At 72.0% G+C, this 26,946-nt stretch carries 22 protein-coding genes and 1 pseudogene; 12 read left to right on the top strand and 11 right to left on the bottom strand.

All coding sequences use genetic code 11. The features are described from left to right. Positions 1 to 247 precede the first annotated feature (247 nt). The 3 genes from CG740_RS10850 to CG740_RS10840 are packed head-to-tail and all read right to left on the bottom strand — an operon-like array spanning position 248 to position 2,419. A complete protein-coding gene (locus CG740_RS10850; protein WP_100574838.1) occupies positions 248 to 661 on the bottom strand; it encodes a RidA family protein in 414 nt (137 codons plus the stop codon). After that, on the bottom strand, positions 651 to 1,433 hold the full coding sequence (locus CG740_RS10845) for an IclR family transcriptional regulator (protein ID WP_100574837.1): 783 nt from the start codon (positions 1,431 to 1,433) through the stop codon (positions 651 to 653). Before CG740_RS10845 ends, CG740_RS10850 begins: the two co-directional genes overlap by 11 nt. After that, a complete protein-coding gene (locus CG740_RS10840) occupies positions 1,430 to 2,419 on the bottom strand; it encodes a sugar kinase (protein WP_234376206.1) in 990 nt (329 codons plus the stop codon). The genes CG740_RS10845 and CG740_RS10840 overlap by 4 nt, the downstream gene beginning before the upstream one ends. A gap of 208 nt (positions 2,420 to 2,627) precedes the next feature. Here CG740_RS10840 and CG740_RS10835 point away from each other — a divergent pair, with 208 nt between their 5' ends. Further along, positions 2,628 to 3,917 (top strand): amino acid deaminase, encoded by a 1,290-nt coding sequence (locus CG740_RS10835; protein ID WP_376212319.1) that lies wholly within the window; start codon positions 2,628 to 2,630, stop codon positions 3,915 to 3,917. Positions 3,918 to 4,379: 462 nt separating this feature from the next. Next, positions 4,380 to 5,981: an N-acyl-D-amino-acid deacylase family protein gene (locus tag CG740_RS10830; protein ID WP_100574834.1), complete on the top strand. Its 1,602-nt coding sequence runs from the start codon at positions 4,380 to 4,382 to the stop codon at positions 5,979 to 5,981. Here the strand turns inward: CG740_RS10830 and CG740_RS10825 are convergent. Both CG740_RS10825 and CG740_RS10820 read right to left on the bottom strand, forming a co-directional pair. Further along, positions 5,911 to 6,249, bottom strand: coding sequence for an alkyl sulfatase dimerization domain-containing protein (locus tag CG740_RS10825; RefSeq protein WP_159030270.1), 339 nt, complete (start codon positions 6,247 to 6,249; stop codon positions 5,911 to 5,913). The two genes, CG740_RS10830 and CG740_RS10825, sit on opposite strands and share 71 nt — an antisense overlap. Positions 6,250 to 6,382: 133 nt before the next feature. Beyond that, entirely contained in the window at positions 6,383 to 7,846 is a 1,464-nt protein-coding gene (locus tag CG740_RS10820; protein WP_100574832.1) for a cellulase family glycosylhydrolase, read from the bottom strand. A 108-nt stretch (positions 7,847 to 7,954) separates the two neighbouring features. Here CG740_RS10820 and CG740_RS39605 point away from each other — a divergent pair, with 108 nt between their 5' ends. From CG740_RS39605 to CG740_RS10810, 3 genes are all read left to right on the top strand, one after another. Next, positions 7,955 to 8,728, top strand: a complete 774-nt coding sequence (locus tag CG740_RS39605) for a hypothetical protein (RefSeq protein WP_159030269.1) — start codon at positions 7,955 to 7,957, stop codon at positions 8,726 to 8,728. Positions 8,729 to 8,738: 10 nt separating this feature from the next. Further along, positions 8,739 to 9,950, top strand: a complete 1,212-nt coding sequence (locus tag CG740_RS10815; RefSeq protein ID WP_100574831.1) for a pyridoxal phosphate-dependent aminotransferase — start codon at positions 8,739 to 8,741, stop codon at positions 9,948 to 9,950. Positions 9,951 to 10,056: 106 nt separating this feature from the next. After that, a complete protein-coding gene (locus CG740_RS10810) occupies positions 10,057 to 10,443 on the top strand; it encodes an SCO4983 family protein (RefSeq protein ID WP_100574830.1) in 387 nt (128 codons plus the stop codon). A gap of 225 nt (positions 10,444 to 10,668) precedes the next feature. Here CG740_RS10810 and CG740_RS10805 read toward each other — a convergent pair whose 3' ends face one another. Then, entirely contained in the window at positions 10,669 to 12,492 is a 1,824-nt protein-coding gene (locus tag CG740_RS10805; RefSeq protein ID WP_100574829.1) for a phosphoenolpyruvate carboxykinase (GTP), read from the bottom strand. Positions 12,493 to 12,782: 290 nt separating this feature from the next. Here CG740_RS10805 and trhA point away from each other — a divergent pair, with 290 nt between their 5' ends. From trhA to CG740_RS10790, 3 genes are all read left to right on the top strand, one after another. Further along, positions 12,783 to 13,472, top strand: a complete 690-nt coding sequence (trhA, locus tag CG740_RS10800) for a PAQR family membrane homeostasis protein TrhA (protein WP_199846405.1) — start codon at positions 12,783 to 12,785, stop codon at positions 13,470 to 13,472. Between the two features lie 382 nt (positions 13,473 to 13,854). Beyond that, on the top strand, positions 13,855 to 15,342 hold the full coding sequence (locus CG740_RS10795) for a DHA2 family efflux MFS transporter permease subunit (protein ID WP_234376205.1): 1,488 nt from the start codon (positions 13,855 to 13,857) through the stop codon (positions 15,340 to 15,342). After that, on the top strand, positions 15,339 to 16,016 hold the full coding sequence (locus CG740_RS10790; RefSeq protein ID WP_100574826.1) for a TetR/AcrR family transcriptional regulator: 678 nt from the start codon (positions 15,339 to 15,341) through the stop codon (positions 16,014 to 16,016). The genes CG740_RS10795 and CG740_RS10790 overlap by 4 nt, the downstream gene beginning before the upstream one ends. 377 nt (positions 16,017 to 16,393) lie before the next feature. Here CG740_RS10790 and CG740_RS10785 read toward each other — a convergent pair whose 3' ends face one another. Continuing rightward, a complete protein-coding gene (locus tag CG740_RS10785) occupies positions 16,394 to 18,418 on the bottom strand; it encodes a thioredoxin domain-containing protein (protein WP_199846404.1) in 2,025 nt (674 codons plus the stop codon). Positions 18,419 to 18,620: 202 nt separating this feature from the next. Here CG740_RS10785 and CG740_RS10780 point away from each other — a divergent pair. Both CG740_RS10780 and CG740_RS10775 read left to right on the top strand, forming a co-directional pair. Beyond that, positions 18,621 to 18,806 (top strand): annotated as a pseudogene (locus CG740_RS10780) (Uma2 family endonuclease); the annotation flags it as partial. 415 nt (positions 18,807 to 19,221) lie between these two features. Next, on the top strand, positions 19,222 to 22,425 hold the full coding sequence (locus tag CG740_RS10775; protein WP_100574824.1) for a tetratricopeptide repeat protein: 3,204 nt from the start codon (positions 19,222 to 19,224) through the stop codon (positions 22,423 to 22,425). Between the two features lie 88 nt (positions 22,426 to 22,513). Here the strand turns inward: CG740_RS10775 and CG740_RS10770 are convergent, their stop codons facing one another. Both CG740_RS10770 and mca read right to left on the bottom strand, forming a co-directional pair. Then, on the bottom strand, positions 22,514 to 22,771 hold the full coding sequence (locus tag CG740_RS10770) for a hypothetical protein (RefSeq protein WP_199846403.1): 258 nt from the start codon (positions 22,769 to 22,771) through the stop codon (positions 22,514 to 22,516). Continuing rightward, positions 22,764 to 23,645: a mycothiol conjugate amidase Mca gene (mca, locus tag CG740_RS10765; RefSeq protein WP_100574822.1), complete on the bottom strand. Its 882-nt coding sequence runs from the start codon at positions 23,643 to 23,645 to the stop codon at positions 22,764 to 22,766. The genes CG740_RS10770 and mca overlap by 8 nt, the downstream gene beginning before the upstream one ends. 127 nt (positions 23,646 to 23,772) lie before the next feature. Here mca and CG740_RS10760 point away from each other — a divergent pair, with 127 nt between their 5' ends. Both CG740_RS10760 and greA read left to right on the top strand, forming a co-directional pair. Continuing rightward, positions 23,773 to 24,174, top strand: coding sequence for a DUF4307 domain-containing protein (locus CG740_RS10760; RefSeq protein WP_100574821.1), 402 nt, complete (start codon positions 23,773 to 23,775; stop codon positions 24,172 to 24,174). 238 nt (positions 24,175 to 24,412) lie between these two features. Then, complete coding sequence (greA, locus tag CG740_RS10755; protein ID WP_100574820.1) at positions 24,413 to 24,910, top strand: transcription elongation factor GreA; 498 nt, start codon at positions 24,413 to 24,415, stop codon at positions 24,908 to 24,910. Positions 24,911 to 24,994: 84 nt separating this feature from the next. On the opposite strand, the gene CG740_RS10750 is transcribed toward greA, so the two are convergent. Both CG740_RS10750 and CG740_RS10745 read right to left on the bottom strand, forming a co-directional pair. Then, entirely contained in the window at positions 24,995 to 25,852 is an 858-nt protein-coding gene (locus CG740_RS10750; protein WP_100574819.1) for an ABC transporter permease, read from the bottom strand. Then, complete coding sequence (locus CG740_RS10745) at positions 25,849 to 26,865, bottom strand: ATP-binding cassette domain-containing protein (protein WP_100574818.1); 1,017 nt, start codon at positions 26,863 to 26,865, stop codon at positions 25,849 to 25,851. The genes CG740_RS10750 and CG740_RS10745 overlap by 4 nt, the downstream gene beginning before the upstream one ends. Positions 26,866 to 26,946: the final 81 nt, after the last annotated feature.

The raw sequence follows: 26,946 nt of genomic DNA, 5'->3' as shown, positions 1-26,946 counted from the left end.
GCAGCAGGGCTATGCCCAGGACGGCGACGGTCAGCAGACCGGCGGTGCCGCCGATGAGCGGGAGGATGCCGCCGGTGTGCACGGGGGGTGGTGGGGCGGCGGCCGCGACAGCGTGGAACAACATGTGCCAACTCCGTTGTCAAGCAGGGGGGTTCCAGGGCAGGGGGGACCGCGGCACGGCGCCCCGGCGGTCCGGGGCGCCGCACCGTGCGGCGGGTCGAGCGGTTGGACTAAGGGCGGCAAGGAACTAGGCGTCCAGCACCGCGAGGGCGTCGATCTCGATGAGCAGGCCCGCGGGGAGGCCGACGTACACGGTGGTACGGGCGGCGGCGGGGGCCTTGAGGCCCTGCTCCTCGAAGTACGCGTTGTAGATCTCGTTCATCTCCGCGAAGTGGTCCACGTCCGTGAGGTAGACGCGCATCATCATCACGTCGTCCCAGCTCGCGCCGCCCTCCTCCAGGATCGCCTTGACGTTGGCGAAGGTCTGGAGGGTCTGCTCGCGCAGGGTGGGGCCCGCCGGCGTCGGCGCCTGGCCCTCGACGGCCGGCAGGAAGCCGACCTGGCCGGCGACCTGGAGGATGTTGCCCTTGCGCACGCCGTGCGAGAACTTGGCGGGCGGGGTGGTGTGCGTGGCCGGGGTGATGGCGGTCTTATCGGTCATCGGAACTTCCTTGTGCGGATGGGGTGTTGGGTGCGGTGCCGGAGTATTCGCGGCTGATCGCTTCCGCGGTGCGGCGCACCTGGGGAAGCAGGGTGAGGAGTTCCTCGGCCGTGACGACGACGTTCGGCGCCGACACCGACATGGCGGCGACGACCCGGCCGTCCGCACCGTGGATGGGGGCCCCGATGCAGTTGATGGACTCCTCGTGGCCACCGAGGTCGGTGGCCCAGCCCTGTTCGCGCACCGTCGCCAGTTCCTTGAGGAAGGCGGCGGCGTTGGGTGTCGAACGGGACGTGTAGGTGGGGTAGTCGAGCTTCTCCGCGACGGCGCGGCGCTCGGCCTCCGGCAGGTCGGCGAGCAGCAGCTTGGCCACGGCGGCCACCGTGATGGCGACGGGCTTGCCGATGCGGGAGTACATCCGCACCGGGTAGCGGCTCTCGACCTTGTCGATGTAGAGGACCTCGCCCTCCTCGTGCACGGCGAGGTGGACGGTGTGCCCGATCCGCTCGTTGAGCGCGACCAGGTGCGGGTGGGCGATCTCGCGCACGTCCAGGTTCTCGACGGCCTCCTGCGCGAGCGCGAAGAGGCGGGCGCCGAGCCGGTAGCGCTGGTCCTCCTGGCGGTAGACCAGGCCGTGCTCGTGCAGGGTGCGAAGCAGCCGCAGCGCGGTGGACTTGTGCACCCCCAGCCGGTCGGCGACCTGCCCGAGGTCGGCGGGCCCCTGCGCGAGCAGCGGCAGGATGCTCAGCGCCCGGTCGACGGTCTGGCTCATGACGTACGTACCTCCTGGTCGTCCCCCGTCCACCCGGGGCCGAGACGAAGTCTCCCCCAGGCGGCGTCGTCCAGGGCCACGAGCCGGTCGGCGTGGGTGCGCGCCGGGGGCTGGGTGAGGTCGCCGGGGACGGTGAGCACGGCGGCGGCCATCAGGTGCCCGTGCCGGATGCGGTCGCGTACGCCGAGGCCGCGCAGGGTGGCGGAGAGGAAGCCCGCGGCGAACGCGTCGCCCGCGCCGACGGGGGCGACCACGTCGACGCGGGGGGAGGGCGCGAAGCAGCCGGCCTCGCCGGAGGCGGGGGCATCCTCGCGGGCGAACACGGTCGCCCCGGCCGCGCCCTGCTTGACCACGAGCACCCCCGGCTCGGGCAGGGCGGCCCGTACCGCCGCCGCACCGCGCAGGCCCCACGCGGCCTCCGCCTCGTCCTCGCCGACGAACACGATGTCCGCGCCGCGGGCGAGGTCGAGCAGGACCCGCGGCCCGGCCGCGTCCCGCCACAGGCCCGGGCGGTAGTTCACATCGAAGGAGACGAGGGGGCGGCCGGGCCGGCGTACGACGAGGTCGCGCATCAGGGCCAGGCAGTCGTCGGACAGGGCCGCGGTGATCCCGGACAGGTGCAGGATCCGGCCCGTCCACAGGTCGCGGTACGCCACGGTCGCCGGCGACATCGCGGAGGCCGCCGAGCCCGCGCGGTAGTAGAGCACCTCGTGGCCGTCGGCCGCCCGGTCGTCGGCGGTGCGGAAGTAGATGCCGGTTGGCCGCTCCGGGTCGCGGCCCACGGCACGCACATCGACGCCGTACGAGCCGATCGCCTCGACCAGGTGGTCGCCGAAGCCGTCCGCGCCGACCCGGCTGACCCAGCGGGTGCCGTGTCCGGCGGCGGCGAGCGCACAGGCCACGTTGGACTCGGCGCCGCCGATCGTCCGCTCGAAGGCCGGGACGTCGGCGAGGCGGCCCGGCCGGGCGGGCAGGAAGGTGACCATGGACTCGCCGAGGCAGACGACGTCGACGGGGGTGTCGGCGTCGTCCGTGACGGCTGGGGATCCGGTGGTCACTGCTGGCTCCTCGCTGCTGGGCGGCCGGGGCCGGTCATTGACCCGGCGTTGGCCCGGATGTTAGACAGCATTAAGCGATATGCGCAATGGGTGTTGCAGATGTTGCAACGCCGTCCCCGAGGAGGGTGAGGTTTCCGTGGCAGCCACCGATCGCGAAGACAGGCTTGCGGCGCTGGGCGCCGAACGCGTCGACCACCGCTTCAAGGGCCTGCCGCCGGACGCCGAGGGGCTCACCGTGGCCGAGCTCGCCGCCGAGCGCCGCGACCTGTTCACCGGCGGCTTCACCACGCCGGTCCTGACCCTGTCGGCGGAGGCCGTCGAGCACAACCTCGCCCTTCTGGAGACATACGCGGAACGCCACGGCCTCGCCTTCGCGCCGCACGGCAAGACCTCGATGGCCCCGCAGCTCTTCGCCCGCCAGATCGAGCGCGGCGCGTGGGGCATCACCCTCGCGGTGCCCCACCAGGTGCGCGTGGCAAGGGCGTTCGGGATCGAGCGGATCTTCCTCGCGAACGAACTCGTCGACGCGGTGGCGCTGCGCTGGATCGCCGGAGAGCTGGCGCGCGACGAGGCGTTCCGCTTCATCTGTTACGTCGACTCCGTGCGCGGGGTCGAGCTGATGGACCAGGCCCTGCGCGGCTCGGCCCGGCGGGTCGACGTCGTCGTCGAACTCGCGGCGGGCGACGGTGCGCGCACGGGGGTGCGTACGGAGGCGGAGTGCGCGGAGGTCGCCGACGCGGTGGCGGCCACGTCCACGCTGCGGCTCGTGGGGGTCGCCGGGTACGAGGGCGAGGTGCCCTCGGCCGACCCCGAGCGGGTCCGCGCCTACCTCGACCGGCTCGTCTCGCTGGCCGCGGACTTCGACGAGGCGGGGCGGTTCTCCGGGGCCGGGGTCTCCGAGATCGTGCTCAGCGCGGGGGGCTCCGCGTGGTTCGACGCGGTCGCGGACGTGTTCGCGTCCGTGCCCGAACTGTCGCTGCCCGTACTGAAGTTGCTGCGTTCCGGAGCGTACGTCTCGCACGACGACGGGCACTACCGGAAGCTGACCCCCTTCAACCGGGTGCCCTCGGAGGGTGCCTTGCAGCCGGCCTTCCGGCTCTGGGCCCAGGTCGTCTCGCGCCCCTCCCCCGAGCAGGCGTTCGTGAACGCGGGGAAGCGGGACGCGGCGTACGACCTCGATCTGCCCGAGGCGCAGGTGGTGCGGGACGCTCGCACCGGGGAGGTACGGGATGCCGCCGGCATTTCGGTTACCGGGCTCTCCGATCAGCACGGGTGGCTGCGCACGGGGCCGGGGGTTTCGCTGGCCGTCGGGGACTGGGTGGGGATGGGGCTCTCGCATCCGTGCACGGCGTTCGACAAGTGGGGGCTTGTGCCGGTGGTGGGTGCGGACGGTTTGGTCGCGGATTACCTCCGCACCTACTTCTGACCCGGCCCGGCCGCGGCCCCCTGGGGCTCCGCCCCAGACCCCGGGCACTTTTGCCCACCCTCCCCCAAGCTCTTAATGAGCAGGGGGGACCCCCATCCCGTTGCCGGGGGTTTGGTTCCGGCCCCTGGGGGCTCCGCCCCCAGACCCCCGTTCGCGCCTGAACGGCGCTCGTCCTCAAACGCCGGACGGGCTGAGGATGCCCCAGCACCGGTATCGCCAAGGGGCGCGGGGAACTGCGCGAGAAGCGACCACGGTCCGCAGACCGAAACGGGTGTAGGGGCGCGGGGAACTGCGCGACCGGCCACGCACGGTCCGCAGTCGAGGGCGGGTTCCAGGGGCGCGGGGAACTGCGCGAACGGGCTCCGCGGGCCGCACCCCGGGGTTCGGGGCGGAGCCCCGGCTGTACCACGGCCGCACCCCGCCCGGCGCGGCCGCAACCAGCACCGACAAAGAAGAGGCAGCATGGACCTGGTCATCCGGGACGTCCGCGTCATCGACGGCAGCGGCGCCCCCTCCCACCCCGCGGACGTCGGCCTGAGCAACGGCCGGATCGAGAAGATCCGGCACCCCGGCGAGCCCCCGCTCACAGCGCGCCGCACCCTCGATGCCCACGGCCTCGCCCTCTCCCCCGGGTTCATCGACATGCACGCCCACTCCGACCTCGCCCTGCTCCGCGACCCGGACCACAGCGCGAAGGCCGCCCAGGGTGTCACCCTGGAGGTGCTCGGGCAGGACGGGCTCTCCTACGCGCCCGTCGACGACCGCACGCTCGGTGAGGTCAGACGCGCCATCACCGGATGGAACGGCGACGGCAGCGACATCGACTTCGACTGGCGGTCGGTCGGCGAGTACCTCGACCGCCTCGACCGCGGCATCGCCGTGAACGCCGCCTATCTGATCCCGCAGGGCACCGTGCGGATGTACGCGGTCGGGTGGGACGACCGGCCCGCCACCCCGCAACAGCTGGACCGGATGCGGGAGTTGGTGGCGCAGAGCATGGAGGAGGGCGCCGTCGGGATGTCCTCCGGGCTCACCTACACGCCGGGCATGTACGCCACCGACTCCGAGCTCACCGAGCTGTGCCGGGTCGTGGCCCGCTACGACGGCTACTACTGCCCCCACCACCGCTCCTACGGCGCCGGTGCGCTCGGCGCGTACGAGGAGATGGTCCGGCTCACCCAGGACGCCGGGTGTGCGCTCCACCTCGCCCACGCCACCATGAACTTCGGTGTGAACAAGGGCCGCGCGCCCGAGCTGCTCGGTCTGCTCGACGACGCCCTGGCCGCCGGGGCCGACATCTCCCTCGACACGTATCCGTACACCCCCGGGTGCACAACCCTCGTGGCGATGCTGCCCAGTTGGGCGAGCGAGGGCGGCCCCGAGGCCATTCTCACGCGGCTCCGCGACGACGACACCGCCGAGCGCATCCGGCACCACATGGAGGTCGTCGGCGCGGACGGCTGTCACGGCGTGCCCATCGAGTGGGACACCATCGAGATCTCGGGCGTGAGCGACCCGGGGCTCGCCGGCTGCGTCGGCAAGACGGTCGCCGAGGCGGCGGCCCAGCGCGGCGAGGCGCCCTGGACCACGGCGCGGCGGCTGCTCGTCAACGACCGGCTCGGGTCGACCATCCTCCAGCACGTCGGGCACGAGGAGAACGTGCGGGCCATCATGCGCCACCCGGTGCACACCGGCGGCAGCGACGGCATCCTCCAGGGATACAAACCGCACCCGCGCGCCTACGGCACGTTCCCGCAGTATCTCGGGCGCTACGCACGGGAGTTGGGCATCATGTCGCTGGAGGAGACCGTCGCCCACCTCACCTCGCGCCCGGCCGCCCGACTTCGCCTTCCCGACCGGGGCCTGGTCCGCGAGGGCTACCGCGCCGACCTCGTCCTGTTCGACCCGGACACCGTCGCCGCGGGCTCCACCTTCGAGTCCCCGCGCACGCTGCCCGTCGGCATTCCGTACGTCCTGATCGACGGCAAGTTCGTCATCGAGGACGGCCGGCGGACCGACGTGCTGGCGGGCCGCTCGGTGCGGCGGACGCCCGGCACGCGCTGACCTGGCCCCCCGCCAGTTCGCGGGCCGCCGTCAGATAGACCGTGCGCAGCGGGCCGTACTCGGCCGTGTAGGCGAGCTGGGTCAGCGCGAGGGCCTGCAACGCCTTCGCGCTGCGCAGCGCGGCGCTCGGCGCGGCGGCACCGACCACCTGGTCGAGCAGCTCGATGACCTTGTCGTAGTGGGGAGTCGGGGCGTCGTACTCCCGCTGTGCGGCGGCCAGCAGCCCCCGCCAGCGCAGCCGTCCACGGGACCGGTCGGTCGTGACCATGGCCTCTGCCTCCTGATGCGTGCGGTGCGATGGACGTACGTACGCCTTCGGACGCATCCCGGAGGCTAGGAAGCCCAGCGCGCCCCGCACAACTCCCCCGCGCCCCGGGTGGCTCAATCCGCCCCCGGCCCGTTCAGGCCCGTGGACGGATCCGTACCGCGACCTCGTTCCTGCCGCCCTTCCCCGAAGTGACGTGCAGGGTGCGTGACTTGGCGTCCCAGGCCGCCGCCTCTCCGTCGCCCGCGACCACCGCCCCGTGCGGGAAGAAGCGGGCGGGCAGATACACCTCCGTGACGCCGCGCACCGCCGCCTTCGGGCGCCAGGTCACCGAGAGCGTGCGGCTCGGCTCGTCCCAGGCGTAGGCGACCGGGTCGCCCGCGATCGCCTTCGGCGCCGGGCGGTCGAGCACGGGGAGGAGGGGCGTGGGTTTCAGGCTCTGGTCCCAAGGGGCCCAGGATCCGGGGTCGTTGGACCAGTACGCGGTACCCGCGCCCATCCCCTCGGCCAGTGCGCGCACCTTCGCCACGTAGTCCAGCGCGCCGGGCAGCGTGGCGTCCAGGCCGTACTCGCCGATCAGGACGGGCGCGCCGAGGCGCCGGGCGGTCTTCTCGGTCTGTGCGCGCCAGGAGGCGAGCGTGCGGTCGACCCACTTCTTCGTGTCCCCGGTGTAGCCGCCGCCGAGGTCCATGGGGAGGGGGTAGAGGTGGGGCGCGTACGCGATGCGCGCGTTCTCGCCGTCGCCGCGCGGGTCCTTGAGGTGGGGAAGGCCGCTCGGCAGGCCCCAGTTGGCGCTGACCGCCTCGGGCTCGACGAAGATCCAGGAGTCCCGGTCGACGTCGCGGATCGCGGCGATGGTCCGCCGGTAGAGAGCGGCCAACGGACCGGCCTCGAAGGCGGGGCCCTGGACGCTGCCGCCGAAGGGCTCGTTCATCAGGTCGTAGCCGAGCACGGCCGGATCGTCGGCGAACCGCGCGGCGATGTGCGCCCAGGCGGCGGCGTAGTGCGCCCGCAGATCACGGCCGCCCGGGCGCGTCCCCCAGAAGTGGTCGAAGGCCCGTACCGTCCCCGGCTCGATGTACTTGAGTTCCCACTGGCCCCGCTCGGCGACCGGCAGGCCGTCGGACTCGGTCGCCCACGCGGGGGCGCCGTTGCCCTTGACCGCGGGGCCGTAGACGTCCTGGTGCAGGTCGAGCATGACGTGGTAGCCGCGCGCCCCGTACCAGCGCACGCGCTCGGCGACCCGGTCGAGGTAGCCGTCGTCGTAGGTGCCCGGCTCCGGCTCGACGTTCCGCCACTGGATGAGGAAGCGGACGAAGTCGGAGCCGAGCGCGTCCGATTCGCGCTGTACGTCGGCCTCCTTGATCCAAGGCAGGCCGTCCGGGCGGGACTTGGCGCTGGATGCGGTGTTGAGTCCGGTCAGGACGAGGGCGCGGCCCTGATCGTCGGTGATCCAGCGGTGGCCGGTGGCCGTGTGCGCGGGTCCCGCGTCGGCGGGGCCGACCACGAGGAGGAGGGCCGCTGCCACCGCCACCGCCGCACCCCATGCCGTCCATCCCCTCGCCCGTCTGCCCGCCCATCCGCCCGTCCGCAGCCGCATGGGCGGACTCTAAGGGCTTTGCCTTTCGTTCAACACCCCTGCTCACAGCCGGAGTTGAGAATTGTTCAGCATCTTCTCATCGCTCGCGCAGTGCCCTAGGGTCCGGCCATGCGTCTCCCTGCACGCCTATCCGTACGCCTGCCCGTACGCCTGCCCGTGCGGGCATCCACCCGTCCGTCACCCCATCCGTCCGCGCAGCCGTCCACGCGTCGTGGTCCTCGGCGGCCCCGGATCGAGCCGGCGGTGGCCGCCGTCGCCGGGGTCTGTCTGCTGCTCACGCTGCTCCTGGGGCTCACCCCGGTCCTGACCGCGTTCACCGCGCGCACGGGCCCGGCCCTGGTCCCGAGTGCGCTCGGGGTGCCGTTCGCGCTGCCGTCGCTGCGTGCGGTACCGCTGGGGGGCACCGGCGTGACCCAGCTCCTGTGCGAGGACTTCGCGGTGGCGGTCCTGGTGGCGGTGGCCGTGCTGCGGATGCGGCGGCAGCTGCGGCGGCGCCCGGACGCGGGCCGCCCGCGCCGCTTCCTCGCGGGCTGGACCGCACTGATCGCGGGCGCGGCGGCCGCAGGAGCGTGGCGGGGCCTGGTCACGGCCCGCCTGGTGGCGGCCGGGCCCGTCGGCTGGCTGCTCTACGCGGCGGCCGGAGCGGTGTTCGGCGCGGTGTGGGGGGCGGCGGCCGGCTGGGCGGCGGGGGCGGCCGCGCTGACCGGGGTGGGCAAGATCTCACCCCCTACCGCCCGCACCCCCATTCCAAGCCAGGCCGCGCCCGGCGACCCGCATTACCCCGGCGGCCCCGGGCCGGCGCATTGCGATGGAAGCCGGCGCCCGCACCCCCGGGACCCGACCGCACCAAATGGCGAGGCACCCGGCGAAACACGGTCGTAAGGTGGCCGTCATGCAGGTGATCCAGTCGACCAAGCTCGCCAATGTCTGTTACGAGATCCGGGGCCCGGTTCTCGAAGAGGCCATGCGCCTGGAGGCGGCGGGCCACCGCATCCTCAAGCTGAACACGGGCAACCCGGCGGCGTTCGGCTTCGAGTGCCCGCCCGAGATCCTGGAGGACATCCTCCGGAACCTGTCGGGCGCGCACGGCTACGGCGACGCGAAGGGCCTGCTGTCCGCCCGCCGCGCGGTGATGCAGCACTACCAGACCAAGGGCATCGAGCTCGGCGTCGAGGACGTCTACCTCGGCAACGGCGTCTCGGAGCTGATCCAGATGTCGATGCAGGCACTGCTCGACGACGGCGACGAGGTGCTCGTCCCGGCGCCCGACTATCCGCTGTGGACGGCCTCCGTCTCGCTCGCGGGCGGCACCGCGGTGCACTACCGCTGCGACGAGCAGGCCGACTGGATGCCGGACCTCGCCGACATCGAGCGCAAGGTCACCGACCGCACCAAGGCGATCGTCATCATCAACCCGAACAATCCGACGGGTGCGGTGTACGACGACGAGATGCTGCGCGGGCTCACCGAGATCGCCCGCCGCCACAACCTGGTCGTCTGCTCGGACGAGATCTACGACCGCATCCTGTTCGACGGCGCCACCCACACCCCGACGGCGGTCATCGCGCCCGATCTGATGGTGCTCACCTTCAACGGGCTCTCCAAGAACTACCGGGTGGCCGGCTTCCGCTCGGGCTGGCTGGCGGTGTGCGGGCCGAAGGCCCACGCGTCCTCGTACATCGAGGGCCTGACCATCCTCGCGAACATGCGCCTGTGCGCGAACATGCCCTCGCAGCACGCAGTTGCCACCGCGCTCGGCGGCCGGCAGTCGATCGAGCAGCTGGTGCTGCCGGGCGGCCGGCTCCTGGAGCAGCGCGACACGGCCTACGAACTGCTCACGCAAATCCCCGGGGTCAGCTGCGTGAAGCCGAAGGGCGCGCTCTACCTGTTCCCCCGGCTCGACCCGGCCGTCTACAAGGTCAAGGACGACCGGCAGATGGTCCTCGATCTGCTGCGCGCCGAGAAGATCATGGTGGTGCACGGCACCGGCTTCAACTGGCCCGAGCCCGACCACTTCCGGATCGTGACGCTGCCCTCGGCCAAGGACCTGGCGGACGCGGTGACCCGGATCGGGAACTTCCTGGAGGGCTACAGCCAGATGTGACCCCGACCGCCCGCCGCGTACGCCGGAGGAACGACCGGGACCCGGCTCAACTTTAGACTGAATCTAAGCTAGGATGGCTTCCTGAAACACTCAGGAGGCCATTCCCATGTACGAGCCGATCCGCACCAAGTCGGTCCACACCACGATGGCCGCCGACGACGCCCGCATCCCGCACCGCTCCCGCGAGGACGAGCTGGACATCCAGCTCGCCGGACACCTCTCCGCGCTGCTCGCCGTCACCGACGAGCTCGGGCTCACCGAGGCCGGGGACGCCATCGCGCGGCAGGTCGCGCGGCTGCGCGGCGGACTGCCGCCGGTGCGCCACGCGGGCCTCAGCGGCGCGGACGCGAGTGCTCTGCACGCCCGGGCCCACGCGCTCGCGGGCCGCGCCCTCCTCGTCGCCGCCTCGCGCGCCGACACCGCCGCCGCCATCCTGGCCGCAGAGCGCATGGACGCCCACGCGGCGGCCGGCTCGCTCACCGCCGCTTCCTGAAGCGGCCCCTGATCGGCCCCGGTCCGCGAGCCGCGGAGGTCCGCGGACCGGGTGCCACTGACACACGAGGCCGGCCCCCGGAGCCGTGAGGGGACTCCGGGGGCCGGCCGATGCGCGGCGGGTCACGAGTGACCCCACAGGTCAGGGCGGATGTCGAACCGACCCGCCGCGAACCTCCGGCCGGGCCAGGACAGGCGGCCGCGACCGGAGGGGGTTTCGGACGGGTCAGCCGAGGCGGGACACCAAGGCGCGGTACTCGTCCCACAGCTCCTTGGGCGCGTGGTCGCCGAAGGTGTTGAGGTGCTCGGGGACCAGCGCCGCCTCCTCGCGCCAGACCTCCTTGTCGACCTTGAGCAGGAAGTCCAGGTCGGCCTCGGGCAGGTCCAGACCCGCGGTGTCCAGGGACTCCTTCGTCGGCAGGATGCCGATGGGGGTCTCGACGCCGTCCGCCTTGCCTTCGAGGCGCTCAACGATCCACTTCAGGACGCGGCTGTTCTCACCGAACCCGGGCCACACGAACTTGCCCGCGTCGTTCTTGCGGAACCAGTTCACGTAGTAGATCTTCGGCAGCTTGGCGGCGTCCGCGGTGGCGCCGACCTTGACCCAGTGGGCCATGTAGTCGCCCATGTTGTAGCCGCAGAACGGCAGCATCGCGAACGGGTCGCGGCGCAGTTCGCCGACCTTGCCCTCGGCGGCGGCGGTCTTCTCGGAGGCGACGTTCGCACCGAGGAAGACGCCGTGGTTCCAGTCGAAGGACTCGGTGACCAGCGGCACCGCGGAGGCGCGGCGGCCACCGAAGAGGATCGCCGAGATCGGCACGCCCTTGGGGTCCTCCCACTCCGGGGCGATGGTCGGGCACTGCCCGGCCGGCACGGTGAAGCGGGCGTTGGGGTGGGCGGCCGGGGTGTCGGAGGCGGGCGTCCAGTCGTTGCCCTTCCAGTCCGTGAGGTGCGCGGGGGCCGTCTCGGTCATGCCCTCCCACCACACGTCGCCGTCGTCGGTGAGCGCGACGTTGGTGAAGACGGAGTTGCCCCACAGCGTCTTCATGGCGTTGGCGTTGGTGTGCTCACCGGTGCCGGGCGCGACGCCGAAGAAGCCGGCCTCGGGGTTGATCGCGTACAGCTGGCCGTCCTCGCCGAAGCGCATCCAGGCGATGTCGTCGCCGATCGTCTCGACCTTCCAGCCGGGGATCGTCGGCTCCAGCATGGCGAGGTTGGTCTTGCCGCAGGCGCTCGGGAAGGCCGCGGTGACGTACTTGGCCTCGCCGCTGGGCGGGGTCAGCTTCAGGACCAGCATGTGCTCGGCGAGCCAGCCCTCGTCGCGCGCCATGACGGAGGCGATGCGCAGCGCGTAGCACTTCTTGCCGAGCAGGGCGTTGCCGCCGTAGCCCGAACCGTAGGACCAGATCTCGCGGGACTCCGGGAAGTGCGAGATGTACTTCGTGGAGTTGCACGGCCACGGCACGTCCGCCTCGCCCTCGGCGAGCGGCGCCCCCAGGGTGTGGACGGCCTTCACGAAGAAGCCGTCGGTGCCCAGCTCGTCCAGGACGCGCTGTCCCATGCGGGTCATGGTGCGCATCGAGACGGCGACGTACGCGGAGTCGGTGATCTCGACGCCGATCGCGGACAGCGGCGAGCCGACCGGGCCCATGCAGAACGGGACGACGTACATCGTGCGCCCGCGCATCGACCCGCGGAAGATGCCCTGGTCCCCCGCGAAGATGGCCTTCATCTCGGCCGGGGCCTTCCAGTGGTTGGTCGGGCCCGCGTCCTCCTCCTTCTCGGAGCAGATGAAGGTACGGTCCTCGACCCGGGCGACGTCCCGCGGGTCGGAGGCGGCGTAGTACGAGTTGGGGCGCTTGGCCTCGTCCAGCTTCTTGAACGTGCCCTTGGCGACGAGCTCCCCGCACAGGCGCTCGTACTCGGTCTCGGATCCGTCGCACCAGACCACACTGTCCGGCTGGGTCAGTTCCGCGATCTCGTTGACCCACGAGATCAGTTCCTGGTGCTTGGTGGGGACAGAGAGGGGAGCCGCGATATCGCGCGCCACGATCGCTCCTAGATGAGGGTCTTTTGAGGGGTTTGACGTACTACTTCATTGCCGCCCCGTGGGGGCTGCGACCCGGATGCTTGACCCCGTGGATCCTCTTGGCGCTCATCCGGTGCCGACCGCACTCATCTGATCTTCCGCGCCGTTCGCCCATATGTCCAGGGGGCCTCTCACGTGAGCATCACCACTTACCGCCTTCTTAACTGCCATTTGCCGTTCACTTACCCGACGGCCGCGGGACGCACGGTGACGGGCCGTACCTATCCGTAACCTACGGTTCCGTAGGTAGCATGCGGACCATGACTGATCAGGTGATGGCTCACGCGATCGACCCGGTGACACAGATGGTGAAACCGAAGATGCGCGGCTGGCTGCACGCCGGGATGTTCCCGGCCGCACTGATCTCGGGCCTGGTGCTCACCGCGTTCGCGGGCTCCACCAGGGCGCGGATCGCCTGCGGGATCTTCGCTCTGACCGCCTGTCTGCTCTTCGGCGTCAGCGGCCTCTACCACCGGGGCAACTGGGGCCCGCGCGGCGAGGCGATCCTGCGCCGCCTCGACCACGCCAACATCTTCCTCATCATCGCGGGCACCTACACCCCGCTCACCCTGCTCCTGCTGCCCGGCTCCACCGGCCGGGTCCTGCTGTGGGCGATCTGGGCGGCGGCGCTGGCCGGCATCGCCTTCCGGGTGTTCTGGATCGGCGCCCCGCGCTGGCTCTACACGCCCTGCTACCTGGCGATGGGCTGGGCCGCCGTGTTCTTCCTGCCCGACTTCATGCGGACCGGCGGCATCGCGGTGCTCGTCCTGGTCGTGGTGGGCGGGCTGCTCTACAGCGCGGGCGGCGTGATCTACGGCATCAAGCGCCCGAATCCGTCCCCGCGCTTCTTCGGCTTCCACGAGGTCTTCCACTCGCTGACGCTCGCCGCGTTCGTCGTCCACTACGTGGGCATCTCGCTCGTCGCCTACCAGCACGGATAGCCCCGACCCCGCCCCCTTCAGGGCCCTGGCGCACCAGCGCCGGGGCCCTTTTTCGCATGGGGTGCACAGGGCGCAGCGTCGGGCCGGACTCATTGACAGTCGGCATCTTTTGAGAGTTACTGTCAAAAGAAGGATGCTCCCAAGAAACCCGTGGATCGACGTCACACGCGGAGCCCTGACCGACATCGCGGCGCAGAGCGCTGACCGACGTCGCGCATACGGAGCTCTCGCCGAGGAGGCCGCCATGACCACACCACCCGTACCGCCCGTATCGTCTGTACCTCCCCTACCGCCCACGCCTCTCGCCGGCGCCGCATCCGCGCCCCCGGTGACGGCCGCCGCGCCGTCCCCGGACCCCCGCCGCTGGTGGGCGCTGGGGGCGATGGTCGCGAGCATGCTGGTGCTCGGCTTCGACATGACGATCCTCAATGTGGCGCTGCCGACCATGGCCGGGCAGCTCGGCGCCACCACCGGTCAGCAGCAGTGGATGGCGGACGCGTACGTCGTCGTGTTCGCGGCGCTGATGCTGCCCGCCGGGCTGCTCGGCGACCGCTTCGGGCGCCGCCGGATGCTGATCACCGGGCTCGGGATCTTCCTGGCCGGCTCGCTCGTCGGGTCGCTCGCGGGCAGTGTCGCGCCCGTCGTCGCGGCCCGCGCGTTCATGGGGGTCGGGGGCGCGCTCGTCATGCCGCTCGCCCTGGCCGTGCTGCCCTCGCTGTTCGGCCCGGCCGAGCGCGGCAAGGCCGTCGGCATCGTCACCGCGGCCTCCGCGCTCGGCATGCCGCTCGGCCCGATCGTCGGCGGGTTCCTGCTGGACCACTTCTGGTGGGGCTCGGTCTTCCTGATCAACGTCCCGATGGTCGCCATCGGCATAGCCGCCTGCGCCTTCCTGCTCCCCGAGACCCGCGACCCCGCGGCGCCGCGCCTTGACGTGCTGTCCACGGCGCTCACCGCGGCGGGGCTCGGCGCGCTGATCTACGCCATCATCGAGGCACCCGGTCGAGGCTGGGGCAGCCCGCTGGTGCTCGCCATGCTGGGCGGCGGCGCGCTGCTGATCGCGGCCCTGGTCGTACGGGAGCGGCGGGCCGCGCGCCCGATGCTGGACCTCACCCTGCTCGACCACCGGCCGTTCCTGCTGAACACGCTCGCCGCGACGCTGGTGATGTTCATCCTGTCCGGCCTGCTGTTCGTGCTGCCGCCGTACTTCCAGGCGATTCTCGGCAGCGACGCGTTCGGTACGGGGCTGCGGATGCTGCCGCTGATGGGCGGCCTGATGATCGCGGCCCGGGGCACGGGCGGGCTGACCTCGCGGTTCGGGTCGCGGGGCGTGATCAGCGCGGGGCTTGTGGTGCTGGCGTTCGCGGCTCTGCTCGGCAGCCGGACGAGCGCCGGGGACGGCTACGGGTTCACCGCGCTGTGGCTCTCGCTCGCGGGGCTCGGCTTCGGCTTCGCGATGGTGCCCGCGATGACGGCCGCCCTCTCGACACTGCCGCCGGACCGGGCGGGCAGCGGCTCGGGGCTGCTGATGACGGTACGTCAGGTGGGCAGCGCGATCGGCATCGCGCTGCTGGGCTCCCTGCTCGCGGGGGTCTACGCGAACGGGCTGCCGGCCGGGGCGCCGCACGCGGCCGGCGACTCGGTGGTGGCGGCGCATCTGATCGCGGCGAAGGCGGGCGACGCGCACCTCGCCGGCGCCGCCGATGCCGCGTACGTCCATGGCATGGGCGTCGTGCTGCTGGTCTGCGCGGTCGCCGCGCTGGCGACGGCGCTGCTCGCGGCGGCGCTGCTGCCGAAGGACGAATCCGCAGGTCCGGAGCAGGGTTCCGGTGCGGATGCCGTTACCGGTGCCGGGGCCGATGGCGGACAATGACGACCATGGCCGCCACCTCCCGCCCCAGCCCCGCCGCCGTCCCGGCCGACTCCGTCGACGCGGTTGCCCAGGACCTTCAGCCGCAGCTGAGCCTGCGCGAACGCAAGAAGATCAAGACGCGTACGGCGATCCGCCGGGCCATGTACCGGCTGATCGCGGAGCAGGGGTACGAGGCGACGACGGTCGAGCAGATCGCGGAGGCGGCGGAGGTCTCCCCCTCGACGGTGTTCCGCTACTTCCCGACGAAGGAGGACATCGTCCTCACCGACGAGTTCGACCCGATCATGCTGCGGGAGCTGCGATCCCGGCCGGCCGGGGAGGAGCCGCTGGAGTCACTGCGGTACGTCGTCACGGAGGCGGCCCGGCTGTCTCTGCTGCACGCGCGGGAGGAGACGTTGTGGCGGACGGCTCTGATCGCGGAGGTGCCGGCGCTGCGGGCCCGGATGATGGAGTCGGTCGCGGCGACGAGCCGGCTGCTGTGCGGGGTGCTCGCGGAGCGGGCGGGTCGGTCGGTGGACCTGGAGGTCCGGGTTTTCGCCATGGCGGTGCTGGGGTCGTTGCACGAGGTGTCGGTGTACTGGGCGGAGCGGGGCCATGAGGACGACCTCCTGGACCTCATCGCCCGAGCCATGACCACCCTGAAATCCGGCCTCCCGCCGACTCCGCCCGGGTAACCCGGGGCACCCCGGGTAACCCGGGGCACCCCTGGCACCCCGGAGCCCGCGCAGTTCCCCGCGCCCCCAACCCCTCTGTTGTGTGCGGACCGTGCCCGCTTCCCGCGCAGTTCCCCGCGCCCCTGGCGGGACCGGTGCGGGCCGGTGCAGGCACACCCAGCCCGTCCGGCGATTGAGGACGAGCGCCCTTAAGGCGCGATACGGGGTCCGGGGCGGAGCCCCGAAAGGGGTGCAGGGGGCGGAGCCCCAGGCGGGTTCGAGGGGCGGAGCCCCTCAGGGAGTCCGGGGCGCAGCCTCCGGAGCCGATCCATCCGGCCCTGAGCAACGGGCGGGCGGGTGGGCAAACCCCCCCCGGGTCTGGGGCGGAGCCCCAGGGCCTAGCCCAGGGCCTCCGCCAGCGCATCCGGGCTCGTCACCGGCGCGTCACAGGTGAACCGCCGGCACACATACGCCGCCGCACCCCCACCCACCAACGGCCGCCCCGCCAGAAGGGGAAACTCCGAACCCCCCGGCGCCCCCACCGCCACCACCGCCCCCGGCGCGGAAGCCAGCAGCGCCGTACGGTGCAGCGCCCCGGTGAGGGGATCCGTGGGCGAACCCACGACCGCGACCTCCCGGGGCCCGTCCAGCACCGCCTCCGCCGCCGCGAGCCCCCACCCGATGAACCGCGGTGCCCGCGGCCCGAGCGCCCGGACCACCCCCAACGCCCCCTCCGCGGCCTCCCGGTGCGCCGAGGAACCCGTGTGGGCGGCGTAGGACAGCAGGGCCGAGGCCGCGGCCGTCCACCCCGAGGGCGTCGCGTTGTCCGTCGGGTCCTGGGGCCGCCGGATGAGCTGCTCCGCGTCGTGCGCGGTGTCGTAGAGGACACCCCCTTCGCCGACGAACTGGTCCAGGACGATGTCGAGCAGGAACCCGGCGAACTCCAGCCAGACCCCCTCCCCCGTCACCCCGGCCAGCGCCAGGAATCCCTCGGCGACATCCGCGTAGTCCTCCAACACCCCTGCGTTCGGCCCCACTCGACCATCCTTGGAGGTCCGGGCGAGCCGGGCGTGGCCGTCCATGTGGAGCCGTACGACAACGTCCGCCGCCTCGGTCGCGCGCTCGACGAGGTCCGGGCGGTCGAAGAGCGCGCCGACCTCGGCCAGCGCCGCGATCGCCAGGCCGTTCCACGCCGCGACCAGCTTGTCGTCCCGCGTCGGACGCTCCCGCAGCTCCCGCGCCGCGAGCAGCCGGGCGTACGCGGAGGATTCCACCTCGCCCGCATCGAGCGGGAGTTGCAGCACCGAGGATCCTTCCTCGAAGGTGCCGTCCGCCGTCACATCGAAGTGCCGCGCCGCCGCCTGCCCGTCCTCCTCGCCGAGGACCTCGGCGAGCTGTGCGGGCGTCCAGACATAGAAGGCGCCCTCGACGTGGCGCCCGGTCCCGTCGTCGCTGTCGGCGTCGAGCGCGGAGGCGTACCCGCCCTCGTTGGTGCGCAGCTCGCGCACCATGAAGTCGGCGGTCTCCAGGGCGACCCGGCGGGCGAGCGCGGAGCCGGTGACCCGCCACAGGTGGGCGTAGACCCGGCACAGCAGGGCGTTGTCGTACAGCATCTTCTCGAAGTGCGGCACCAGCGCGGCACCCGGGCGCGGGCGCAGGACGTAGCGGTGGAAACCGCCGCCCAGCTGGTCGTAGAGGCTGGAGCGGGCCATCGCCTCACACATGCCCTCGGCCATCTCCAGGGCCGCCTCCGAGCCGGTCCTGGTGTGGTGGCGCAGCAGGAACTCGATCACCATGCTCGGCGGGAACCTGGTGTCACCGCCGCCGAGCCAGCCGCTCGCCGGGTCGTACTCCCGGGTGATCCCGAGCAGCGCCTGGGCCAGCTCCTCCTCACCGGGCAGCCCGCCCGAGCCGTGGTCCAGCTCGCGGGCCGCGAGGTCACGGGTGATCTTCTCGGCGACCTCGGACACCTCGTCGCGGCGGTCGGCCCACGCGCTGCGGACACCTTCGAGCACCTGCGTGAAGGACGGCATGCCGTGCCGCGGCTCGGGCGGGAAGTACGTACCGAAGTAGAAGGGTTCGCCCTCGGGGGTCATGAAGACGGTCATGGGCCAGCCGCCCTGGCCGGTCGCGGCCTGCACGGCCTCCATGTAGACGGCGTCGACGTCGGGCCGCTCCTCGCGGTCCACCTTCACGTTGACGAAGTGCTCGTTCATATAGGCCGCGACGGCCTCGTCCTCGAACGATTCGTGCGCGAGGACATGACACCAGTGGCAACTGCTGTAGCCGACGCTGAGCAGCACCGGAACCCCGCGCTCGCGGGCCTCCTCGAACGCCTCGGACGACCAGGGCCACCAGTCGACCGGGTTGTCGGCGTGCTGGAGCAGATAGGGGGACGTCTCGTCAGCAAGGCGGTTCGACATGCCCCCATCCTCGCGCACCGACCCCCACCCCGCCGAAGCGCCACAGCGCCACAGCGCCCAGCTCCGTCAGCGGGCAGTAGCCTCGGGGCGGGGCAGCTCGTCCGGATCAAGGGTGTGAGTGGGCACGTCGGCCGAACCCGATCAGTAAGCTGCCGGGCGCAGCAGCGCTGAGACTGCCGAGGCTCCTCGAAGGAGGCACACCATGACCGCCGGGATGGTGGCGCCCGCGTGGATGCATACGCAGATCAGCGCAGAGCAGTACGACTCCTGGTCCGAGGAGCAGTGCGCCGGCATCGAGATCGTGGACGGGATGGTCGTCGTGAGCCCGAGCGCCTCCAGGCGCCACAACCGGCCGGCTCGCATTCTGGCCAATGCCCTGGGCGCCGCAACGGCGAGATGTTCACCGGCACGGTGAAGGCCACCGCACCTTTCTCCGTCACGGTCGATCTCGGGGTCATGCAAGGACGGAGAGCCCCCCGTGCCGATATCGGAGCGGTAACCAGCCACTGCGGCTCAAGCCCGGACACTTCGTCCAGGCCGAGAGTCCGGGCACGTCCGCCGGCCAGTTGGATGGACGGCTGGGCCGCGCCCTCCTTGTGTGGGGGCCACGATGCGGCCGGAGCCGGTGTGTGGGGTGCGTACGGCGACCATCAGGGGCAGCCCCTCAAGGCCTCGGCGGACCAGAAGCACCAGTCAAGACTCCCCCACACGGGAGATGATCCGCCGACTCCCTCGCGCCGACGCGCGTCACGCACGACACTTGGAGGCGCAGGCGAACGACGGGCTCTCGGAGGGGGACGCACATGCGGGACAGCCATCGGGCCGAGGCCGAGCGGCTGTTGGTACGCGCCGTGGAGGAAGAGGTACGGCGCTCCGGCGGACGCTCCGACGGGAACGTGCTGCTCTCCCGGGGCCGGGGCGCGCTCGACGCGCTGTCCCAGAGCGCGGCGGAGGAGTACGCGGCCTATACGCGGGCCCTGGACGAGGCGGCGGTCGGGCAGCTCTCGTTCGGCGAGCGGTTCCGTCGCGAGGGAGGTTCAACCGGGCTGATCGCGACGGGAGTCGGCGCGCTCGCCGCGATCGTCGTCGATGTGGCGCTCGGGGTCGGCGCGGGCGGCGCGGTGGGTACCGGGGCGGCCGTCGCGGTCGCCGGGGCCGCCGGGACGGTCGCCCGGGTGACGGCCGCGCATGTGCCGGCCGCCCACCGGCGGGCCGGGGCGCTCGGCCAGCCGGGCGGCCCCGAGCAGCTGCGGCTCCAGTGGCTGACGGCGCTGGAGGTGCGGGGCATCCGTCCGTTCCTGGACCAGCAGCGGGCGGTGACCCCCAAACCGGCCCAGAAGAAGGTGCCGACGCAACTGCGCGGTACGGACAAGAGCGCGGCGGCCCGCCGCCGGTCGGTCCTTGAGCAGTCGTTCGGCCATCTCCCCGATCCCCAGGGCCCGTTCGCGGGCCGGCGGGCGGAGCTGGCCCGGATCGGCCAGTGGGTGCAGGCCGCCCGCGCCTCCACCGAGACGCGGCCGGTGGTCGTGGTCCTGCACGGCCCGCCGGGCTCGGGCCGCAGCACCCTCGCGCTGCGCGCGGCACACGGTCTGCGCGACCAGTTCCGCGGCGCCTGCCTGGTCGACATGCGCGGCGGCCCGTCCGGCGAGAGCCCGCTGCCGACCCGGGACGCGCTGCTTCACCTCCTGAACCGGCTCGGCGCGCCGCGCGAGCAGCTCCTGTTCCGCGAACGGTCCTCGCCCGAACAGCAGGTGCGCCGCCTGGCCGAGCTCTACCACCAGCATCTGACGGGCCTCGCGGTCACCGTCGTCCTGGACGACACCGACGACCCCGAGCAGGTGCGCACGCTGGTGCCGCAGCGCTCCGAGGGGCTGGTGCTCGTCACCTCGTCCGGTCCGCTCGACCTGCCCGACGACTTCCCGGCGTGGGTGCACCAGCTTTCCGTCGAGCCGCTGGACGCGGCGGGCGCGGAGGAACTCCTGCGCGAGGCGGCCGAGGAGACGGAGACCGGCCCCTACGACGCCGAATCCACCGATCTGGTGAGGGAGTTGTGTGGCGGCCTGCCGCTGGCACTGCGCATCGCCGGGTCCTCGCTCGGCGCGCGTTCGGCGCGGGCGCTCGCCGCGGACCTGGGGGCGTACGGCCCGGTGGCGCCCGCCGAGCGGGCCCTGTGGCTGCGCTACACCGACCAGTCCGAGCCGGCCCGCCGACTGCTGCGCCGACTGGCGCTCGCCGGCCGCGCGTCCCTGGGGGCGGCGGCCGCGGCCGCGCTGCTCGCGGCCGACGAGCAGGAGGCCCAGCGCCAGCTCACCGCGCTCGCCTCGGCCGGGCTCATCGACCACGTCCGCGGCAGCCGCTACCGGCTGCACGACGTCGTACGCGCCTTCGCCGAGGCCCGCCTGGCCGACGAGGAGGATCCGGCCGAGCGGGTGGCCGCGCAGGAGCGGCTGATCCGCAACTACGCGGAGCTGGCGGACGCGGTGGGCCGCATGGTCGACGGCAAGATGTCGACGCGGGCCGGCCAGTTCGGCGGGCACGGCTTCCCGTCCCTGGACGCGGCGCTGCGCTGGCTGGACGACGAGTCGAGCTTCATCACCGCGGCCCTGCGCCAGGCCGAGGGCGTCGACCAGGAGGCCGTGCTCAGTCTGCTCGGCGCGCTGTGCGACTACTGCCTGCTGCGCGGCGACCTCTACCGCCTGGGCGAGATCAGCGAGTTGACCCAGGCCGTCGACCAGGGCCTGCTCGTGCGGTCGGTGCAGTGGCGCACCGGCATCGCCGCCCGTCAGCTCGGCGAGCTGGACACGGCGCGTACGACGCTGTCGTCCGTGGTCAACCTCTACCGCGAGGCCCAGCACGACGCCGGCCAGGCCCTCGCGCTGTGTTCGCTCGGCATCACGCTGCACCACCAGGGGAACCTGGCCGAGGCGGCGGTCCGGCTGCGCGAGGCGATCGACCTCCAGGCGGGCGAGGAGCTGTCCGGCGACCGCGCCTGGTCGCTGCACGCGCTCGCGGCGGTGGAGCGCGACCGCTCCAACCTGTCGGGCGCCCTCACCCTCCTCGCCACCGCCCTCGCACTGCACCGCGAGAACGAGTCCCTGCACGGCGAGGCCTGGACGCACTTCCAGCTCGGCCAGCTCTACCTCCGTACCGGTGAAGTACCGCGCGCCGAGGGCGAGTTGCGCACCGCGCTCGATCTGTACGGGCGCACCAGGGACGGCCGCGGCGAGGCGTGGGCGCTGACCCAGCTGGCCCGCGCCCGCCTCGTCGAGGGCGACGCGCCGACGGCGGTCGACGGGCTGCGCCAGGCCCTGTCGCGCCACCGCGAGCAGGAGGACGCGCGCGGCGAGGCCTGGACGCTGTACTACCTGGGCCAGGCCCTGGAGGAGCGCGGCGACCGCGACCAGGCGGTGCGCGAGCTGGAGCGGGCCCGCACGATGTTCTCGCGGATGCGGGACGTGTACGGGCTCGCCTGCGCCCGTCACCACTCGGGCCGGGTCACCCGCGACCAGCGCGCCGCCCAGACCGGAAACCTGCGCAACTCCGGCTTCGCCCGCCAGCTCCTGGTCGACGCGCGCGCCGACTTCCACCGCATCGGGGTGGCGCACGGCGAGGCCTGGACGTGTCTGGAGCTGGCCCTGATCGACGCGGGCAACAACCGGCCGGGCCCGGCGCTCGCCCTGTGCGACGAGGCGACCGCGCTGTTCGCCTCGTACGACGACCGGCGCGGCGGCGACTGGTCCCGCTTCCTGCGCTGCACGCTGCTGCCATACGCGGGGGCGGGTGGTGTGGACGTGGGCACGGCGGTCGCCCAGGAGGAGCTGGCGCAGCTCCTGCGGGCCCGCCACCACGCCCGGGACGCCAAGCTGGAGGACTGCGCGGAGGCCTTCGCGCTGATGCTGGAGCGCGGTGTCTCGCTGGAGTCGGGCTGGCAGGCCTGGCAGCTGGGCATGGTCCCGGACCGGCACGCCCGGGAGGTCATGGGGGTGCCGGTGGGGGCCGACCGCTGACGGACGCGGTCACGATCGCGCGGCGCCCCCGCCGCGGCCCTGACGGGTGCGGCGGGGGTGCCCCGAGCCGGTCCGGGTCGCCGGGGGCTCAGCCGTTCTTCGTGGCGCCCTTGCCGGCGGCGGCCGCGGGGGTCGCCTGCGGGGTCGCCGCGGACGGGTCCGGGGTCTCCTCGAAGTCGACCTTGCCCATGTGCCGGTTCATGGACTTCATCAGCAGCCACACGCCGAGGGCGAGTGCCGCGAACACGATGAAGCCGAGGACACCGGGCGTCACCTTGTCGTTGTCGATCTCGGCGGCCAGCGGGACCATGTGCGTCATTGCGAGGCTTGCGCTCATATCAGGCATTGTCGCGCACGCCCGCGAAGAGGTCGTCCTCGGGGAGGGAAGTGTCCACGAGCGACTTCGCCAGCTCGTACTCCTCGGTCGGCCAGACCTCCTTCTGGAGGTCGAGCGGAACGCGGAACCAGCCGCCGTCGGGGTCGATCTGGGTGGCGTGCGCGATCAGCGCCTTGTCCCGGATCTCGAAGAACTCGGCGCAGGGAACGTGCGTGGTCAGCGTGCGCTCGGCGCGCCCGAACTCCTTCCAGCGCTCCAGCCACTCGCCGTACGGGGACTCCATGCCGCGGCCCAGGAGCGCCTCGTGCAGGGCGACCGTGCGCGGCTTGTTGAAGCCCTGGTTGTAGTAGAGCTTGCGCGGCTGGTAGGCCGGGCCGAACTCGGCCTCGGGGAACTTCTCGGTGTCGGCCGCGCCCTCGAAGGCCACCATCGTGATCTTGTGGGTCATGATGTGGTCGGGGTGCGGGTAGCCGCCGTTCTCGTCGTACGTCGTGATGACCTGCGGACGGAAGGTGCGGATGGAGCGGACCAGGCGGCCGGCCGCGACGTCCACGTCCTCCAGGGCGAAGCAGCCCTCGGGCAGCGGCGGCAGCGGGTCTCCCTCGGGCAGGCCCGAGTCCACGAAGCCGAGCCACTCCTGATGCACGCCGAGGATCTCGCGGGCCTCGTCCATCTCCCTCTTGCGCACCTCGTGGATGTGCTCCTCGATGTACTTGTCACCCTGGAGCTTCGGGTTGAGGATCGAGCCGCGCTCGCCTCCGGTGCAGGTCACGACCAGCACGTCCACCCCCTCGGACACATACTTCGCCATGGTGGCCGCGCCCTTGCTCGACTCGTCGTCGGGGTGGGCGTGCACGGCCATCAGTCGCAGCTGCTCAGTCAAGACTCGATCCTCGGTGACTCAGTAAGTGAATTCGGCGCCCTCTGTGATCGGCGCAACGGGCGGCTTCTATAGTGACCGAATCGGGGGACGGAAAATTCCGGTGACCCCCACCAGCAGGAGGACGATCATGGCCGCTGTGCGCGAGCAGCTTCCCCAGGGGCGCTACGGGCGCTCGGCGGACCAGCGCGCGGACCGCAAGCTGAAGATCGTGGGCTCGGTGCTCGCGGTCGTGCTGCTCGGCGTGATCGGCTGGATCGGTTACGACTACGTGGGCGGGCAGTCGCTCTCCGCGCAGGTGATCAAGTTCAAGGTGGTCTCGGACACCTCGGTCGAGGTGCACCTGGAAGTGACCAAGGACAAGGACGCCAAGGGGACCTGCACCCTGCGCGCCCAGCAGACCAGCGGCGACGACGTGGGCCGCGCGGACTTCCGGTTCGACGAGCCGGCCAAGCAGGTCGACAAGGTCGTCACGATCACCACGACCTCCCGGGCCACCGCCGCGGACCTGGTGAGCTGCCAGTCCGACTGAGCCGTGGCGCCGAGCAGGGCTACTGAGCCGTATGCCGGGGCCCGCCGCGCCACGTACTGCTGAAGTTGTTGACCAAGGCTGCCGACACACCCGAGCTGACCTGCGTTGATGAAGTTCTAGCGGTTTATGTCCTCCCCCTGCGGCGCCTGAATTGTTAGGCTCGTGGTTTCGCCCACCCATCCAGGCACATGCTTTGGGGTAGGGCGCTTTGTATACCCAGTACCGACGAGGAGCACCTGTGACCCAGACCAGCGACAACGTCACCTGGCTGACCCAGGAGGCGTACAACCAGCTCAAGGCCGAGCTGGAGTACCTGTCTGGTCCCGCGCGCACGGAGATCGCCGTAAAGATCGCGGCGGCCCGTGAGGAGGGTGACCTCCGGGAGAACGGCGGGTACCACGCGGCCAAGGAGGAGCAGGGCAAGATGGAGCTCCGGGTGCGCCAGCTCACCCAGCTCCTGGAGCACGCCAAGGTCGGCGAGGCACCCGCCGCCGACGGTGTGGTGGCCCCCGGCATGCTCGTCACGATCGCCTTCGACGGCGACCCGGACGACACCCTGGAGTTCCTGATGGCCTCGCGCGAGTACGCCTCGACGGAGATCGAGACGTACTCCCCGCAGTCGCCGCTCGGCTCCGGCGTGAACGGCAAGAAGGTCGGCGAGGACGCCGAGTACGAGCTGCCGAACGGCAAGAAGGCCTCGGTGAAGATCCTGGCGGCGGTCCCGTTCAACGGCTGACCCCCCGCACGCGTACACACCGAAAGCCCCGGCCGCCCTTGAGCGCGCCGGGGCTTTCGGCGTGCACCGGCGCCGTCGTGCGGGTCAGACCGCGGCCGAGCGGTACTTGCGGACGGCCAGGGTGCGGAATACCGCGATGATCAGGACGGACCAGAGGATCGAGGCGAGCACCGGGTGCTCCATCGGCCAGGCGCCCGTGACCGACTTCGGTACGTTCGGCATCGTGTTGCCGAACAGCTGCCGCGCCCCCGCCACCGTCGCGCTGAACGGGTTCCACTCCGCGATGTGTTGCAGGAACGACGGCATCCCGTTGACCGGCACGAAGGCGTTGGAGATGAACGTCAGCGGGAACAGCCAGATGAGCCCGCCGGAGGTGGCCGCCTCGGGGGTGCGGACCGACAGGCCGATCAGCGCGCCGATCCAGGAGAACGCGTACCCGAGCAGAAGCAGCAGCAGGAACCCGCAGAGCACCTTGCCGATGTTCTCGTGGGCGCGCCAGCCGACGAGCAGGGCGACGCCCGCGAGCACGACCAGGGTCAGGGTGGTCTGCACGAGGTCGGCCAGGGTGCGGCCGGTCAGGACCGCGCCGCGCGCCATGGGCAGCGAGCGGAATCGGTCGATGAGGCCCTTGTGCATGTCGTCGGCGATGCCCGCGCCCGCGCCGGCCGTCGCGAAGGTGACGGTCTGCGCGAAGATGCCCGCCATCAGGAACTCTTTGTAGAGCTTCGGGTCCGTGGAGCCGCCGACGCTGATGGAGCCGCCGAAGACGTACGTGAAGAGCACCACGAACATGATCGGCTGGATCAGGCCGAAGAGGACGATCTCCGGAATCCTGGTCATCCGGATCAGGTTCCGTTTGGCGACCACCAGCGAGTCCCGCACGGATCCGGCGATGCCGCCGCCCGCCCGGGGAACCGGTGCCGCGTCGGTGATGGCGCTCATTTCCTGGTCTCCTTGTGGCCCTTGGGGGTGGCGGCGGCGACGGCGGCGTCCTCGTCGGACCCTTCCGTCGCCGTCTCGGCCGCGTGGCCGGTCAGCGAGATGAAGACGTCGTCCAGGGTGGGGCGGCGCAGGCCGATGTCGTCGATCTCGACGCCTCGGGTGTCGAGTTCGCGGATGACCTCGGCGAGCAGCTTGGCGCCGCCCGTCACGGGGACGGTCAGCCGGCGGGTGTGTTCGTCGATGGCCACCTCGCCCTTGCCGAAGCCCGCCAGGACCTCGCGGGCCGGAGCTATCTGGTCGCCCTGGTGGACGACGACCTCGACGCGCTCGCCCCCGGTGCGGGCCTTGAGCTGGTCGGAGCTGCCGCGCGCGATGACCTTGCCGTGGTCGACCACGGCGATGTCGTGGGCCAGGCGGTCGGCCTCTTCGAGGTACTGGGTGGTGAGCAGCAGCGTGGTGCCGCCGGCCACCAACTCCTGGATCACTTCCCACAGTTGCTGGCGGTTGCGCGGGTCGAGGCCGGTGGTCGGCTCGTCCATGAACATGACGGGCGGCGAGACCACGAGGGCCGCCGCGAGGTCGAGGCGGCGGCGCATGCCGCCCGAGTACGTCTTGGCGATGCGGTCGGCGGCGTCCGCGAGGTTGAAGCGGTCGAGCAGCTCGCCCGCGCGCACCTTCGCCGCCTTGGCGTTCATCTGGTAGAGCCGGCCGACCATCTGGAGGTTCTCGCGACCGGTCAGGTATTCGTCGACGGCCGCGAACTGGCCGGACAGGCCGATGGAGCGGCGCACCTCGTTCGGGTGCTTGAGGACGTCGATGCCCGCGACGGCCGCCTTGCCGCGGTCGGGCTGGAGCAGGGTGGTCAGGACGCGCACGGCGGTGGTCTTGCCGGCGCCATTGGGGCCGAGGAGGCCGAGGACCGTGCCTTCGGGGACGTCGAGGTCCACGCCGTCCAGAGCCGTTACGTCGCCGAACGTCTTCACCAGGCCTTCGGCGTAGATGGCGCCTGGCATGTGAGTACCCCCAGTGGTGGGTGTGAATGCGGGTGTGAATCCCTGGACAAATCCTAGATTTTCCGGGCAGGGATCGCCCGA

Source organism: Streptomyces sp. CB01201 (genome assembly GCF_002803085.1).
Classification (GTDB): Bacteria; Actinomycetota; Actinomycetes; order Streptomycetales; family Streptomycetaceae; genus Streptomyces; species Streptomyces hundungensis.
Note: the sequence above shows the minus strand (reverse complement) of the source record. Positions and strands in the feature narration are given on the sequence as shown.